Origin of the sequence: Demequina capsici (assembly GCF_032102965.1) — a bacterium.
In the GTDB taxonomy this organism is placed as follows: domain Bacteria; phylum Actinomycetota; class Actinomycetes; order Actinomycetales; family Demequinaceae; genus Demequina; species Demequina capsici.
In genome coordinates, this window is the sequence record NZ_CP134880.1 from 2,475,001 (window position 1) to 2,489,593 (window position 14,593).

The 14,593-nt window shown below is 67.3% G+C and carries 16 protein-coding genes; 1 reads left to right on the forward strand and 15 read right to left on the reverse strand.

The annotated features are described in order from the left end of the window. Window positions 1-4: 4 nt before the first annotated feature. The 4 genes from rplW to rpsJ are packed head-to-tail and all read right to left on the reverse strand — an operon-like array spanning window position 5 to window position 2,001. Window positions 5-310 carry a 50S ribosomal protein L23 gene (gene rplW, locus RN607_RS11835; RefSeq protein ID WP_313497449.1) on the reverse strand — a complete coding sequence of 102 codons (306 nt, stop codon included), beginning with the start codon at window positions 308-310 and terminating at the stop codon, window positions 5-7. A 2-nt stretch (window positions 311-312) separates the two neighbouring features. Beyond that, a complete protein-coding gene (gene rplD / locus RN607_RS11840; RefSeq protein ID WP_313542774.1) occupies window positions 313-999 on the reverse strand; it encodes a 50S ribosomal protein L4 in 687 nt (228 codons plus the stop codon). 5 nt (window positions 1,000-1,004) lie between these two features. Beyond that, the gene (rplC, locus tag RN607_RS11845) at window positions 1,005-1,667 is read right to left on the reverse strand and encodes a 50S ribosomal protein L3 (RefSeq protein WP_313497452.1); all 663 of its coding nucleotides are present in this window, start codon (window positions 1,665-1,667) and stop codon (window positions 1,005-1,007) included. 25 nt (window positions 1,668-1,692) lie between these two features. Then, the gene (rpsJ, locus tag RN607_RS11850; protein ID WP_062200749.1) at window positions 1,693-2,001 is read right to left on the reverse strand and encodes a 30S ribosomal protein S10; all 309 of its coding nucleotides are present in this window, start codon (window positions 1,999-2,001) and stop codon (window positions 1,693-1,695) included. A gap of 269 nt (window positions 2,002-2,270) precedes the next feature. On the opposite strand from rpsJ, the gene RN607_RS11855 reads away from it, so the two are divergent. Then, entirely contained in the window at window positions 2,271-2,828 is a 558-nt protein-coding gene (locus RN607_RS11855) for a hypothetical protein (RefSeq protein ID WP_313497455.1), read from the forward strand. Between the two features lie 10 nt (window positions 2,829-2,838). On the opposite strand, the gene RN607_RS11860 is transcribed toward RN607_RS11855, so the two are convergent. From RN607_RS11860 to RN607_RS11910, 11 genes are all read right to left on the reverse strand, one after another. Beyond that, a complete protein-coding gene (locus RN607_RS11860; protein ID WP_313542775.1) occupies window positions 2,839-3,786 on the reverse strand; it encodes an N-formylglutamate amidohydrolase in 948 nt (315 codons plus the stop codon). Between the two features lie 223 nt (window positions 3,787-4,009). Next, complete coding sequence (gene tuf / locus RN607_RS11865; protein WP_313497459.1) at window positions 4,010-5,200, reverse strand: elongation factor Tu; 1,191 nt, start codon at window positions 5,198-5,200, stop codon at window positions 4,010-4,012. A 122-nt stretch (window positions 5,201-5,322) separates the two neighbouring features. Then, entirely contained in the window at window positions 5,323-7,437 is a 2,115-nt protein-coding gene (fusA, locus tag RN607_RS11870; protein WP_313497461.1) for an elongation factor G, read from the reverse strand. A 41-nt stretch (window positions 7,438-7,478) separates the two neighbouring features. Further along, window positions 7,479-7,949: a 30S ribosomal protein S7 gene (rpsG, locus tag RN607_RS11875; protein ID WP_313497463.1), complete on the reverse strand. Its 471-nt coding sequence runs from the start codon at window positions 7,947-7,949 to the stop codon at window positions 7,479-7,481. After that, window positions 7,949-8,323, reverse strand: a complete 375-nt coding sequence (gene rpsL, locus RN607_RS11880) for a 30S ribosomal protein S12 (protein WP_301125188.1) — start codon at window positions 8,321-8,323, stop codon at window positions 7,949-7,951. The genes rpsG and rpsL overlap by 1 nt, the downstream gene beginning before the upstream one ends. Before the next feature lie 285 nt (window positions 8,324-8,608). Then, window positions 8,609-9,688 (reverse strand): alkene reductase, encoded by a 1,080-nt coding sequence (locus tag RN607_RS11885; protein ID WP_313542777.1) that lies wholly within the window; start codon window positions 9,686-9,688, stop codon window positions 8,609-8,611. Between the two features lie 54 nt (window positions 9,689-9,742). Continuing rightward, the gene (locus tag RN607_RS11890; protein WP_313542778.1) at window positions 9,743-10,552 is read right to left on the reverse strand and encodes an ABC transporter ATP-binding protein; all 810 of its coding nucleotides are present in this window, start codon (window positions 10,550-10,552) and stop codon (window positions 9,743-9,745) included. Further along, window positions 10,542-11,357 carry an ABC transporter permease gene (locus tag RN607_RS11895; RefSeq protein WP_313542780.1) on the reverse strand — a complete coding sequence of 272 codons (816 nt, stop codon included), beginning with the start codon at window positions 11,355-11,357 and terminating at the stop codon, window positions 10,542-10,544. The genes RN607_RS11890 and RN607_RS11895 overlap by 11 nt, the downstream gene beginning before the upstream one ends. A 29-nt stretch (window positions 11,358-11,386) precedes the next feature. Beyond that, window positions 11,387-12,025, reverse strand: coding sequence for a TenA family protein (locus tag RN607_RS11900; protein WP_313497472.1), 639 nt, complete (start codon window positions 12,023-12,025; stop codon window positions 11,387-11,389). A 74-nt stretch (window positions 12,026-12,099) separates the two neighbouring features. After that, window positions 12,100-13,149 (reverse strand): ABC transporter substrate-binding protein, encoded by a 1,050-nt coding sequence (locus tag RN607_RS11905; protein WP_313497474.1) that lies wholly within the window; start codon window positions 13,147-13,149, stop codon window positions 12,100-12,102. A 43-nt stretch (window positions 13,150-13,192) separates the two neighbouring features. Next, entirely contained in the window at window positions 13,193-14,512 is a 1,320-nt protein-coding gene (locus RN607_RS11910) for an amidohydrolase family protein (RefSeq protein ID WP_313542782.1), read from the reverse strand. Window positions 14,513-14,593: the final 81 nt, after the last annotated feature.

The following is a 14,593-nucleotide window of genomic DNA, read 5'->3' on the forward strand; positions in this document are numbered from 1 at the left end:
TTGCCTAGCCGACCCGGCCGCTGAAGATGTCCAGCGCAGCGCCGCCACCGACGGTGACGATCGCGCGCTTGACGTCCTTGCGCTTGCCGAGCCCGAAGCGCGTGCGACGCGCCTTGCCCTTGCGGTTGATGGTGTTCACCGAGGTCACCTTGACGCCGAAGACCTGCTCGACGGCGATCTTGATCTCCGTCTTGTTGGCGCTCGGCGCGACCTCGAACGTGTACTTGCCCTCGTCCATCAGGCCGTAGCTCTTCTCCGACACGATCGGTCGGATGAGGATGTCACGGGGGTCCTTGTTCAGAGCGGTCATGATTAGTTCTCCTCCGCCTCGGACGCGGTCGCGACGGCCTTGGCAGACTTGCCCGTGGCCGGACCGGCGAGGAACGCCTCGAGCGCACCCGAGGTGAACACCGTGTCGTCGTTGACGAGCACGTCGTAGGTGTTGAGCTGGTCGACCGCGATGACGTGGACGTCGACCGCGTTGCGCAGCGACTTCCACGAGACCTCGTCCGTGCGCTCGAGCACCACGAGGGCCGAGCGTCCGGCGGTCGCCGCGTTGAGGGCGGCGATGGCGGCCTTGGTCGAAGGCACCTCGCCCGCGACGATGGAGGTCAGGACGTGCACGCGACCGGCGCGGGCGCGATCCGACAGCGCACCGCGAAGAGCGGCGACCTTCATCTTCTTGGGGGTCCGCTGCGCGTAGTCACGCGGCTGCGGGCCGTGCACGGTGCCACCGCCGGCGAACTGCGGTGCGCGAGTCGAGCCCTGGCGGGCGCGGCCGGTGCCCTTCTGCTTGTAGGGCTTGCGGCCACCACCGCGGACCTCGCCGCGGGTCTTGGTGGCGTGCGTGCCCTGACGAGCCGCGGCGCGCTGGGCGACGACGACCTGGTGGATCAGCGGGACGTTGGTGACGGCGTCGAAGATCTCGGCGGGAAGCTCGGCGGTGCCGGACTTCTTGCCCTTCGCGTCGACCACGTCGACAGTCAGCGTGTCAGCCATGGGATTCACGCACCCTTCACGGCGGTGCGGATGAGGACCACGCCGCCCTTGTTGCCGGGGACGGCGCCCTTGACGAGCACCAGGCCCTTCTCGGCGTCGACCGAGTGGATGGTCAGGTTCTGCACGGTCTTGCGCGCGTTGCCCATACGGCCGGCCATCTTGATGCCGCGGAAGACTCGGGCCGGGTAGGACGCGCCACCGATGGAACCGGGCTTGCGGTGGTTGCGGTGTGCACCGTGGGAGGCGCCGACACCCTTGAAGCCGTGGCGCTTCATGACACCAGCGGTGCCCTTGCCCTTGGTCGTGCCCGTGACGTCGACCTTCTGGCCTGCCTCGAACACCTCGACGGTGAGCTCCTGGCCGAGCGTGAACTCGGAGGCGTTGGCGGTCCGGACCTCGGCGACGTGGCGGCGCGGGGTCACGCCAGCCTTCTCGAAGTGGCCCTTCAGGGGGTCGGTGACACGGCGGGGGTCGACGGTGCCGAACGCGAGCTGGACGGCCTCGTAGCCGTCGGCGTCAGCGGTTCGCACCTGGGTCACGACGTTGGTGTCAGCCTGGACGACGGTGACGGGCACGATGCGCCCCTCGTCGTCCCACACCTGCGTCATGCCCAGCTTCGTACCAAGCAGCGCAGTGACGTTGCGCTGGGCATTGGAAGTCGTAGTCATGATGGTAAAAGTCCTTAACGAAGCGTTAGAGCTTGATCTCGATGTTCACGACCGCGGGCAGGTCGAGACGCATGAGCGAGTCGACGGCCTTGGGCGTGGGGTCCACGATGTCGATGAGGCGCTTGTGGGTGCGCATCTCGAAGTGCTCGCGGGAGTCCTTGTACTTGTGGGGCGAACGGATCACACAGAACACGTTCTTCTCGGTAGGCAGCGGGACGGGGCCCACCACCGACGCACCAGCACGCGTGACCGTCTCGACGATCTTGCGGGCGGAAGAGTCGATGACCTCGTGGTCGTAGCTCTTCAGCCTGATGCGGATCTTCTGTCCCGCCATGGCGTGGTTCTGCCTTTTCTCTCGTACAACTGTGGTCTCCACCCCCGACCCCCGCGCTCGGGCGTGTCGCCAGACTTCGGCGCACTTCCGACCTGCCGATCTCTCGGTGAGTCGTGGGTGGCGTGTGGCTACCCGCAATGGGCAACCTGAATAGTGTGCCAGATCAACGGGTCTCCCGCAACACGGCGACCGTTCTGGCGAACGTGCTCCAGGGTATCGTGATCGAGCGTGATGCGCACATCGCGCATCGTTTGAGACGGAGGCTCCTGATGACGACCCTGCACAGCGCTGTCGACGCGGGACCCACGCGTCGTGGGGACGGCCTTCTGGCATGGCGCCGCCCCGTCGCCACAGCGCTCGCCGTCGCCATCCCGGCGACGCTCCTCGGCCTGCTCCACCCCGTCGCCTCGCTCGCCGTCCTGGCGCCGGCCACGGTGGTCGGCTGGCGCCTCCACGGCTCCGGCATCGAGCCGTGGCTTCCCCATCGGGTCGACCGGTTCCCGAACACCGTGACCGACCCGCGGCTCAAGGTCTACGCGCGTGACCTGCGGTGGCGGTGGGAGCATGCGATGGTCGTCGCGGAGCTCGGCAGATACGACGAGCGCGGCATCTACTCGGGCCCGGTGCTCACGGGCGTCGCCCAGCACGGCGACGGCGTGGTCGCTCGAGCCCGCCTGCTTCCGGGTCAGACCGTCAGGGACGTGGACGCCGCAGGCGTGCTGCTCGCGGCAGGACTGGAGGCGGCCTCAGCGAGCGTGCTGGGCGGGTCGCAAGGCGAGGTGTCTCTGCTGGTGCACGAGCGGGAGGCCGCAGAGGGCTGGACCTGAGCCAGTACCGTCACGGTCGCCCGCAGGCGTCCCACCACCGCTGAAGAGCGCCCCGATCGACGGTGCCATCGGTCGGGAACGCCTCCTCCAGACCCACGGCGTCGAGCACCCGGGCGACCACCGCCTTCTGCGAGTCGTCGATCCGTCTCATCCAGCCACGCGGGTCCTTGGTGGCATGAGCATTCGAGCTCTTCGCGTGAGTCATCTTCGACGGCTTGTCGAGGTCGGTCAGCCGGTCCGGGGCGATGCCGAGGCGCTCCGCCCCGAGGCCCAGCTCCCGCCGGTCCTCCACCGCGACGTCGTAGGACACTAGCGCCGACCTGTCGGCACCGTAGGTGCGCGCGGCTGTGACGTTCTCCACCGCCCAGCGCGTCACGAGCGCCGTCGCATCGTCGACGACCGCCAGCTCCCGGAGCGGCAGATCCCCCAGCAGCCCGTCGACGAGCTCCGGCTGCGCCATCATGTAATGCATCCGCTCGGGAGACCACCCGAGCACGCTCTGGCTCGCCAGGGTCGCTAGGGGATGCCGGATCACGTGGACGATCCGAACGTCGGGATGCCGGTGAGCGACCCATCCTGCCCACATCGGGAAGCGGATCTCCTTGATGAGCCTGCCTCGATACCGCTTCAACGGGTTGAGCGAGGCCTCCTGATCCGCCCACGGATGCCTGTAACGGCCCGTCAGCACATCCTCGACCGCCTCCTGCGACGGCAGGCGTGCAGCGTCCACCGGCACGTAGCGACCGGGCCGCAGATCGCTGAACCGCGCGTCGAGGTCAGGTCGGAAGGGTTCGAAGACCGGTCGCAGCTCCCCCGCGCGCGAGTACGCCTCGAGAAGCCATGTGGTGCCGGACCTGCCGCTGCCGCTGAGAAGCGCAGCATGCGCCGTGTCGTGGTACGGGTCCCATACCGCGACTGATCGCGCGAGCCGCTCCGCCCGGGTCAGCAACGCGGGCACGGTCTCCCCCTCATCACCAGGCCATGGCACTCGGCGGGGACGCGGAACGGGAACATGAGCACCTTTCGCACTGGGGGACGCGCTGAGAAGAAGATAGCGAATGGTTCTGAGAGGTTCCTCAGAATCCACCGAAGGCGCGAATGGGCTCCAGATACGACGAAGGCCCCCGGCATACGCCGGGGGCCTTCGTGAGCAGCGTGTGACGCTGCGGCAGACTCTGAAACTACTTCAGGATCTTGGTGACGGTGCCCGAACCCACGGTGCGGCCACCCTCGCGGATCGCGAAGCCCTGGCCCTCCTCGAGGGCGATGGGCTGGATGAGCTCGACAGTCATCTCGGTGGTGTCACCAGGCATGACCATCTCGGTGCCCTCGGGCAGCGAGATGACGCCGGTGACGTCCGTGGTGCGGATGTAGAACTGCGGGCGGTAGTTCGTGTAGAACGGGTTGTGGCGGCCGCCCTCGTCCTTGTTGAGGATGTAGCACTTGCCCTCGAACGAGGTGTGCGGCGTGGTGGTGCCGGGCTGGACCACGACCTGGCCGCGCTCGACGTCCTCACGCTTGGTGCCGCGGAGCAGCAGACCGCAGTTCTCGCCGGCCCACGCCTCGTCCATCGACTTGTGGAACATCTCGATGCCGGTGACGGTGGTCTTCTGGGGCTCACGGATACCGAGGATCTCGACCTCGGAGTTGATCTTGAGCTTGCCGCGCTCCACCTTGCCGGTGACGACGGTGCCACGACCGGTGATCGTGAAGACGTCCTCGATCGGCATGAGGAAGGGCTTGTCCATGTCACGGACGGGCTCCGGGACGTTCTCGTCCACGGCGTTCATGAGGTCCTGGACCGACTTGACCCACTTCTCGTCGCCCTCGAGCGCCTTGAGCGCCGAGACCTGGATGACGGGCGCGTTGTCACCGTCGAAGCCCTGCGAGGACAGGAGGTCACGGACCTCGACCTCGACGAGCTCGAGGATCTCCTCGTCGTCGACCATGTCGGACTTGTTCAGCGCGACGAGCAGGTAGGGGACGCCCACCTGCTTGGCGAGCAGCACGTGCTCACGCGTCTGGGCCATCGGACCGTCGGTCGCGGCGACCACGAGGATCGCGCCGTCCATCTGGGCGGCACCGGTGATCATGTTCTTGATGTAGTCAGCGTGACCCGGGGCGTCGACGTGGGCGTAGTGGCGCTTCGCGGTCTCGTACTCGATGTGCGCGATGTTGATCGTGATACCGCGCTCGCGCTCCTCAGGAGCCTTGTCGATGTCCTCGAACGGGGTGAACGGGTTCAGGTCCGGGTACATGTCGTGCAGGACCTTGGAGATCGCAGCGGTCAGCGTGGTCTTGCCGTGGTCGACGTGACCGATGGTACCGATGTTCACGTGCGGCTTGGACCGCTCGAACTTGGCCTTAGCCATGAGGTGTTCCTCCTGAATTGATGAGACTCGGGTAAGAATGCTAGTCCGATCGATGGCGCATGGCCATCGGGGGCTTCATCCCTACTGGTCGTTATTCTTACCTGTTTTTGCGACCGGTGGGACTACTCGCCCCGGGTCTTTGCGATGATCTCGTCGGCGACTGCCTTCGGGACCTCGGAGTAGCTGTCGAACTGCATCGAGTACACGGCGCGACCAGAGGTCTTGGAGCGCAGGTCACCGACGTAGCCGAACATCTCCGACAGCGGAACCAGCGCGTCGATGACCTTGACGCCCTGGGCGTCGGACATCTGGCGGATCTGTCCACGGCGGGAGTTGATGTCGCCGATGACGTCACCCATGTACTCCTCGGGCGTACGGACCTCGACGGCCATCATCGGCTCGAGCAGCACGGGGCTGGCCTTGCGAGCGGCCTCCTTGAAGGCCATCGAACCGGCGATCTTGAACGCCATCTCCGACGAGTCGACGTCGTGGTAGGCGCCGTCCACCAGGGTGGCCTTGACACCGACGACCGGGTAACCGGCCTGGATGCCCAGCTCCATGGCGTTCTGGATGCCTGCGTCGACCGACGGGATGTACTCACGGGGCACGCGACCACCGGTGACGGCGTTCACGAACTCGTACTGCACCTCGGAGTCGGCCTCGAGCGGCTCGAGCGTGATCTGGACCTTCGCGAACTGGCCGGAGCCGCCGGTCTGCTTCTTGTGCGTGTAGTCGTACTTCTCGACCGTCTTGCGGATGGTCTCGCGGTACGCGACCTGCGGCTTGCCGACGTTCGCGTCGACCTTGAACTCGCGCTTCATGCGGTCCACGAGGATGTCCAGGTGGAGCTCGCCCATGCCGCCGATGACGGTCTGGCCGGTCTCGTCGTCCAGGCGCACGCGGAAGGTGGGGTCCTCCTCGGCGAGCTTCTGGATGGCGAGCGAGAGCTTCTCCTGGTCGCCCTTGGTCTTGGGCTCGATGGCCACGTCGATGACCGGGTCCGGGAACGTCATGGACTCGAGGACCACCTGGTGGTCCGGGTTGCACAGCGTGTCACCGGTGGTCGTGTCCTTGAGGCCGATGACCGCGTAGATGTGACCGGCGTGGATCGAGTCGACCGGGTTCTCCTTGTTGGCGTGCATCTGGAACAGCTTCCCGATGCGTTCCTTCTTGCCCTTGGTCGAGTTGACGACCTGGGCACCGGTCTCGAGGTGACCCGAGTAGACGCGGACGTAGGTGAGGCGACCGAAGAACGGGTGAGCGACGACCTTGAAGGCGAGGGCCGAGAAGGGCTCGCTCGCGTCGGCGTGACGCTCGATGACGACCTCGGGGTCGCGGACGTCGTGACCCTGGATGGCAGGCACGTCGACCGGGGCCGGCAGGTAGTCGATCACGGCGTCGAGCATGGGCTGCACGCCACGGTTCTTGAACGCCGAGCCGCACAGCACCGGGTAGAGCTGCGACGAGATCGTGAGCTTGCGGATCGCGCCCTTGATCTCAGCGGTGGTCAGCTCCTCGCCGCCCAGGTACTTCTCGAGCAGCTCGTCGTCGGCCTCGGCCACGGCCTCGAGCAGGGCGGCGCGGTACTCGTCCGCCTTGTCCTTGAGGTCGGCGGGGATCTCGGTGACGTCGTACTTGGCGCCCATGGTCACGTCGCCCTTGGCGTCGCCGGGCCACACCTTGGCGTTCATCTCGACCAGGTCGACGATGCCGACGAAGTCGTTCTCCGAGCCGATGGGCAGCTGGATGACCAGCGGCTTGGCGCCGAGGCGGTTGATGATCGTGTCGACCGTGAAGTAGAAGTCGGCGCCCAGCTTGTCCATCTTGTTGACGAAGCAGATGCGGGGAACGTCGTACTTGTCGGCCTGACGCCACACGGTCTCGGACTGGGGCTCCACGCCCTCCTTGCCGTCGAACACGGCGACCGCGCCGTCGAGCACTCGCAGCGAACGCTCCACCTCGACCGTGAAGTCCACGTGGCCAGGGGTGTCGATGATGTTGATCTGGTTGTCGTTCCAGAAGCAGGTCACCGCGGCGGAGGTGATGGTGATGCCGCGCTCCTGCTCCTGCTCCATCCAGTCGGTCGTCGACGCACCGTCGTGGGTCTCACCGATCTTGTAGTTCACACCCGTGTAGAACAGGATGCGCTCGGTGGTGGTGGTCTTGCCGGCATCGATGTGGGCCATGATGCCGATGTTGCGGACCTTCTTGAGGTCCGTGAGCACGTCCTGTGCCACGAGTGGTTCTCCTTGGGTCTTCGGTCGAGGACTGCTCGCCACTACCAGCGGTAGTGGGCGAACGCCTTGTTCGACTCGGCCATCTTGTGCATGTCCTCACGGCGCTTCACCGCGGCACCGAGGCCGTTGGAGGCGTCGAGGATCTCGTTCATCAGGCGCTCGGTCATGGTGTGCTCGCGACGCTGACGCGCGAAGTCCACCAGCCAGCGCAGCGCGAGGGTGGTCGCACGCACCGGACGGACGTCGACCGGCACCTGGTAGGTGGCGCCACCGACGCGGCGAGAGCGGACCTCGAGCGCGGGACGGATGTTCTCGAGCGCGCGCTTGAGCACGACGACGGGGTCCTGACCGGACTTCTCACGGACACCCTCGAGGGCGCCGTAGACGATGGACTCGGCGACGGACTTCTTGCCGTCCAGCAGGACCTTGTTGATCAGCTGGGTGACGACGGTCGCGCCGTAGACGGGGTCGTTAATGATGGGGCGCTTGGGCGCCGGTCCCTTGCGAGGCACTACTTCTTCTCCTTCTTCGCGCCGTAGCGGCTACGCGCCTGCTGACGGCCCTTGACGCCCTGGGTGTCGAGCGAGCCACGGACGATGCGGTAGCGGACACCGGGAAGGTCCTTCACACGGCCGCCGCGCACCAGCACGATCGAGTGCTCCTGCAGGTTGTGGCCCTCGCCCGGGATGTAGGCCGTGACCTCGATGCCGGACGACAGGCGGACACGAGCCACCTTGCGCAGCGCCGAGTTCGGCTTCTTGGGGGTCGTGGTGTACACGCGGGTGCACACGCCACGACGCTGGGGGCTCGACTTGAGAGCCGGGGTCTTGGTCTTGGACGCCTTGGGGTGGCGGCCCTTCCTGACCAGCTGCTGAATCGTAGGCACTACATCTCCGAACTTGTTCGAATCGTTTCTGAAACTTGGCGGGCGGCGTCCGACCCCCGCGCCCGGGCGTGTCGAACCTGGTTGGGATGCGCCCGAGAGGGCGCGCGTGAGGGCCCGATGACGCGGGCACGAACGTCAACTGTACCTGCAGGGGCGGCCGCCGTCAAAGCGGACCGGGCCGGCTCATGGGCACGGCTACCGCAGGTGGAGCGAACACGATGCTACCCTCGTCCGCTCCCACGCGCTCGCCGGCGCCGAAGAGCATTCCCCGTCCCTGCCGCAACCTCATGACGCGAGCTCCGGATAGTCCGTGTACCCCCGCTCATCGCCACCGTAGTAGGTGGAGCGGTCAGGCGCGTTGAACGGACCTCCCCGCCTCAGCCTGGTGGGCAGATCGGGGTTCGCGAGGAACAGCGCGGCATATGAGACCAGGTCGGCCTGCCCCTCCTCGACGGCCTGCAGCCCCGCCTGTGCCGCCTCCGCGCCCGCTCCGAGGGCAGGGTTGACGATGAGCGCGCCGTGCCAGGCTTCCCTGATCCGGAGCCGTAGAGCCGGGCCGCCGGTGTCGACGAGGTGCAGCCACGCGAGGCCGACATCGCTCAACGCGTGAGCCAGCGGGACGTAGGTGGCGGGCAGGTCCTCGGGATCCTCGTGGATGTCGCTCGACGTCCCGCCTCCGGGTGACAGGCGCATGCCGACACGTCGAGGGCCGATCTCGCCCGCCACGGCCGCGGCGACCTCCACCGCGAACCGGAGCCGACCGGCGACCCCGCCACCCCACGCGTCGGTCCTGCTGTTCGAGCCCTCCGCGAGGAACTGGTGGACCAGGTAACCGTTCGCCCCGTGGATTTCCACACCGTCGAAGCCTGCTCCGATGGCAGCCCTCGCCGCAGCGACGAAGTCCGCGATCGTGGCCCGGATCCCCGGCTCGTCGAGCGCGACCGGGGTCACCATGTCCTTCATGCCTGCGGGCGTGAAGACCTTGCCGTCGGCACGGACCGCCGACGGCGCCACCGGCACGGCACCGCCGCGCTGCACGCTCGGATGCGAGATTCGGCCGGCATGCATCAGCTGAGCCGCGATCCGCCCCCCGCGGGCATGGACCGCCTCGGTGACCGTCCGCCAGGAGCGCGCCTGCTCGGCCGTGTGCAGGCCGGGCGTCCACGGGTAGCCCTGCCCGACTTCGGAAGGCTGGATGCCCTCCGTGATGATCAGGCCGGCGTCGGCACGCTGCGCGTAGTACCGCGCCATCAGCTCGGTCGCCGTGCCGCCGGAGCCCGCGCGGCAGCGCGTCATGGGGGCCATGACGATGCGGTTGGCGAGCGGCACGCCTCCGAGCACGTAGGGCGCGAACGGGTCGGGCATCGGCACGGATCCTTCCGACGGTCGGCTCACGAAGTCCACGCGAGCGGTCAACGGCTAGAGCAGGGTCCCCTGCAGCTCGAGCGCCTTGCGCGACTCCTCGTGGAGCGTCTCGATGAGCTGGGCCTCGATCGCCGCGAACTCGGGCGAGGTGATCACCGACAGCTCCCGCGGGCGAGGAAGATCCACCTCGACGTTCAGGCGCACGCGCGTGGGCCTGGCGCTCAGCACGATGACCCGGTCCGCCAGATAGATCGCCTCGCGGATGTCATGGGTGATCATCACAGCAGTCCACTCGTGCTTGGCCCAGACGCCCTGGAGCCAGTTCTGCATCTCGATGCGCGTGAGCGAGTCGAGCGCCCCGAAAGGCTCGTCGAGCAGCAGGATGTCCCGACCCTGCACGACGGTGCGCAGCAGCGCCGCGCGCTGCCTCATGCCGCCGGAGAGCTCGAACGGGTGCGAGTCCTCGAAGCCGGACAGGCCGAACGTCGGGAACAGGTCCCGTGCCCGCTTGCGGGCCTCGAGCTTCCACATGCCCTGCACCTCGAGCCCGAGCGCGCAGTTCTCCGCGATCGTGCGCCACGGGAACAGGAGGTCCTTCTGCGGCATGTAGGCGACGTTCTCACGCACACCGATGGCGTCCTTGCCGTCCACCTTGAGCTCGCCCGAGGTCGGCTCCTCGAGCCCGGCCATGATGTTGAACATGGTCGACTTGCCGCAGCCCGACGGGCCGATGACCGCGACGAACTCGCCCTTGTTCACCGAGAAGGACACGCCGTCGACCACGCGTCGCTCACCGCCGGGGACGGAGAACTGCTTGTGCAGATCGACGAGCTCAATCTTCGGGGACTTGATCTCAGTGGCCACGACGGGCTCTCCTCTCCTTGGAGGCCCACGGGATGACGAGCCGCTCGACCAGGAAGGTGGACAGGTACAGGGTGATGCTGACGACGGCGGTCACGGCGACGGCAGCGAGCACGAGGTCGGTGCGGAACGCGTTCTTCTGCATCGACATGTAGATGCCGAGCCCGCTCTGGGCGCCGACGTACTCGGAGAAGATCGCGCCCGTCACGGCGTAGACGATCGAGATGCGCAGGGCGGTGAAGAACGACGGCAGCGCGGAAGGGAGTCGGGCGTAGCGGAACTGCTTCCACCGTCCTGCCCCCATGGAGCTGAGGAGTGCGCCCGCCTCACGGTCGGTCTTCGCGAAGCCTTCGATGAGCCCCACCGTCACGGGGAAGAAGGTGACGAGAGCCACCACGATCACCTTGGGCAGGAGGCCGAAGCCGAACCAGATGATCATGAGAGGAGCGATCGCGATGATCGGGATGGTCTGGGAAGCCACGAGCAGCGGCATGAGGCCCCGCCGCAGCCACGGCGAGAAGTCGATCGCGACAGCGATGACCCACGCGACGACGAGCGCGGCGGTGAATCCGACGAACGTGACCTGCAGGGTGGCCCAGGCGTGACCCCAGATGATGTCCGCCTGCGACCACCCGGCCGTCACGATCCTGATCGGGGAAGGGAGGATCTGCGGGCGGACGTCGAACGTGTCGACGATGATCTGCCACGCGGCGAGCACCGCCAGGGTGATCAGCACCGGCGGGAGCACCGCGCCGATCCATGCGGGAAGGCGCGCCCGGCGGGCTCTCCGCGCGGGTGCGTCGGTCATCGGGATTCCTTGCTGAGCAGGAGCTGCGGTCACGTGACGGCCTCCAGTCGGACGGGTTGCTGGTTCCAGAACGCGATCTCGTGCTGGAGACCTCGGGTGAGCACGCTCTCGGCGAGCGCGGGGTCGATGCCGGAGTCGTCGATCATCGCGCAGTGGCGTTCGATCATGTCCGCGTAGTCTCCGCTCGCATAGACCGCGACCCACGCTGCGTACGCGCTGGAGGGGTCCGCCACGTCGACCTGGGCGAGCGCGACCGTGTAGCCGTAGAGGCACGGGAGCATCGCGACGAGGGTGGCTGCACGATCGTCTGCGAGCGAGTCGTAGAAGCGCATGTATGCCGCGGTCTCCTGAGAGGCCACCGCGGCGGCGAAGTCGCAGCCGAAGGGCTTGGCGTTCGCGATGTGTCGGTCGAGCTCGACTGCGAAGATGCCGTTCGCCAGACGGACCGCATGCTCGAGATCCTGCTCGGGACCGGCGGCGGCCAGGCGCGAGTACAGACGCGCGTAGTAGCGCAGATACAGGTAGTCCTGCTCGAGGTAGTGCCTGAAGACGGCAGGGTCGAGCGTCCCGTCGGTGATCCCGGACAGCAGAGCGAGCGAGGGCCACTGTGACGCGGCCTGCTCGACTCGCGCCTTCAGCTGGGCGGCGAGCGATGCGGGTGCGGGCATGGCGATCCTTCTGTAGGAGCCCACCGACCCGGGGCCCATGAGAGCGCTCATGGGCCCCGAGCGGCGGACGCGGGTCAGGAGATGAGGTCGTTGGTGTAGAACCCGGACCAGTCGGGCTCCTCCGTGAGGACGTTCCCGTCGGCGTCTGCGAGCAGGCCGTTGTCGAAGTAGAAGCTGCCCAGGTCCGACCACATCGAGGCGGTCTGGGTCCCGACCGCGCCGTCGGCGTCGAGCAGGTAGTCCGAGGAGATGAGCTCCTGGCTCTTGGTGACGAGCTCCGGCTCGGTCAGGACGTCCGGGTTCTGGTCGATGAGGATCTGCGCCGCCTCGTCGGGGTTCTCCGCGGCGTACTCGTATCCCTTCTGAAGCGCACCGACGAACGCGGAGGCCGCCTCAGGGTTCGCCGCGATCCACGACTCGGAGCCTGCGACCACGATCGAGTACTCGTCGGGGAACCCGTAGTCGGTCGGGTAGAAGTACGACATGGGGGTGCCCTGGAGGTCAGCCTCGATGCCCTCCCACGTCACGAATGCCTGGGTGAAGTCCACGTCACCCGAGTAGAGGGCCTCGTATGCGCTCGTGCCGAGGATCACGGACGAGTAGTCGCCCGTTCCACCCGCGGCCTGGATCACGGCCTTGTTCACCGCGTCCTCGGTCGGCGTGCCGAAGCCGCCGTAGACGGTGCCGTCCAGGTCAGCCGGGCTCGTGATGTCGGTACGGTCCGCACTGATGCTCAGCGCGGTCGCGCCGTGCTGGAGGACGGACATCACGGAGACGACGTCGCCGCCCGCGGCGTGCGCGTAGAGAAGTCCGCCCTCGCTCGTGATGCCGAACTCGGCACTGCCGGCATCGATCAGGGTCTCGGCGGATGAGCTGTTGTACGGAAGCACCTCCACGTCGATGCCCGCGTCCTTGAAGTATCCGTTCGCGATCGCGACGTAGAGGCCGGTGTGGTTCGTGTTGGGCGTCCAGTCGAGCGTGAAGCGGACGGTCGTCATGGCGGCGGTCGAGCCGTCGCTCGCGGTGTCGGTGGTGGCGGCGTCGGTGGACGAGCAGCCGGCCAGCACGAGCATGGAGCTCGCTGCGAGACCGACCGTCGCCTGGAGGCGGCGGGTGTGCTTCATCGGGGATTACCTTTCGTGTGGGGTGGGGCACCAGCGGGCGGGACTAGTGCGCGCGCCGCACCACCGTCATGCGGTCGATGGTGCGGCGGAAGGCTGCGTTGGCCTCGGCGACCACGCGGCCCTCGTCGACGGTGAGGAGCTGACGTCCACGCATCAGCACCTTCCCGTCCACGATGGTGGTGTCGACTGCGGACCCGTTGGCGGCGAACACGAGGTGGCTCATCGGGTGGGTCGCGCTGTCGCGGAGCATCGGGGTGAACTCGACGCTGTTGGTGTTGACGAGGACGATGTCTGCCTTGGCGCCTGCCTCGAGGCTGCCGACGTTGACGCCCAGCGCCTTGGCTCCGTTGTTCGTGGCCATGCGGAGGACCTGCTCGGCCTGCATGAGCGACGCGTCGATCCGGTTGGCGCGGTGCATCAGCGAGGCGTACTTGAGGACCTCGAACATGTCTCCGCTGTTGTTGCATTCGACGGCGTCGTGGCCCAGGCCGACGTTGATGCCTGCGGCGAGGTACTCGGGTACGCGGGCGATGCCGTTGCCGAGCTTCGCGTTGGAGCTGGGGTTGTGGGAGATGTGAGTGCCGGTCTCGGCCATCATCCGGACCTCGTCGTCGCTGAGGTGCACGCAATGCGCGGCGACCAGGTCGGGGCCGAGCAGGCCCGCCTCGTACGCCATCTCGGTGGGCCTCCTGCCGAAGCGCGCGACGGAGTTCTCCACCTCGGACAGCGACTCGTTGAGGTGGGCGTGGATCCCGATGCCGAGCTCGTCCGCGAGGCCGCGCATGTCGCGGAGCAGCTCGGGCGAGGCGAGCGGGAGCCATTCGAGGCCGAACCGCACCTGGATGCGGTCGTTCGCGCGGCCGTGGTCCCGATGGAAGGCGTCGACGTTGTCCTGCAGCGTGTCGAGGTCGTGCTCGTCGTCGGCGACGTCGTTGGACAGGATGGCGCGGATCCCGATCTCGTCCGCCGCGTCCGCGAGCGCGTCGAGCCTGCGGTACATGTCGTTGACGGTGGTGACGCCCGCCTTGATCGCCTCCGTGTACGACGCCTGCGCTGCCCAGTAGGCGGCGTCGTAGTCGAGCGCGCGGATCATGGGGTACCAGCATTCGTCCAGGTACTCCCAGAGCGGCAGGTGGTCGTTGTAGCCCTTGCCGAGCGCGGTGTGGAAGTGGAGGTCCACCAGACCCGGCATCACGATCATGTCGGTCGCGTCGATGCTCGTCTCGCCGATCGCCGGCGTGATGTCCCCTGCCACCACCTCGACGATGCGGTCGTCCTCGAGCACGACCGTGCCGCTCTCGTGGTACGTGCCCTTGGCGTCGAGCGTGAGGATCATGCCGTGACGGATGAGGGTGCGTGGCATCGCCGGTCTCCTCTTCTCCGGCGACATCCGCCGGTCAGAAAGTTTGAGATCTTATATTTCAATTACCCTAGAGGGGCTCGG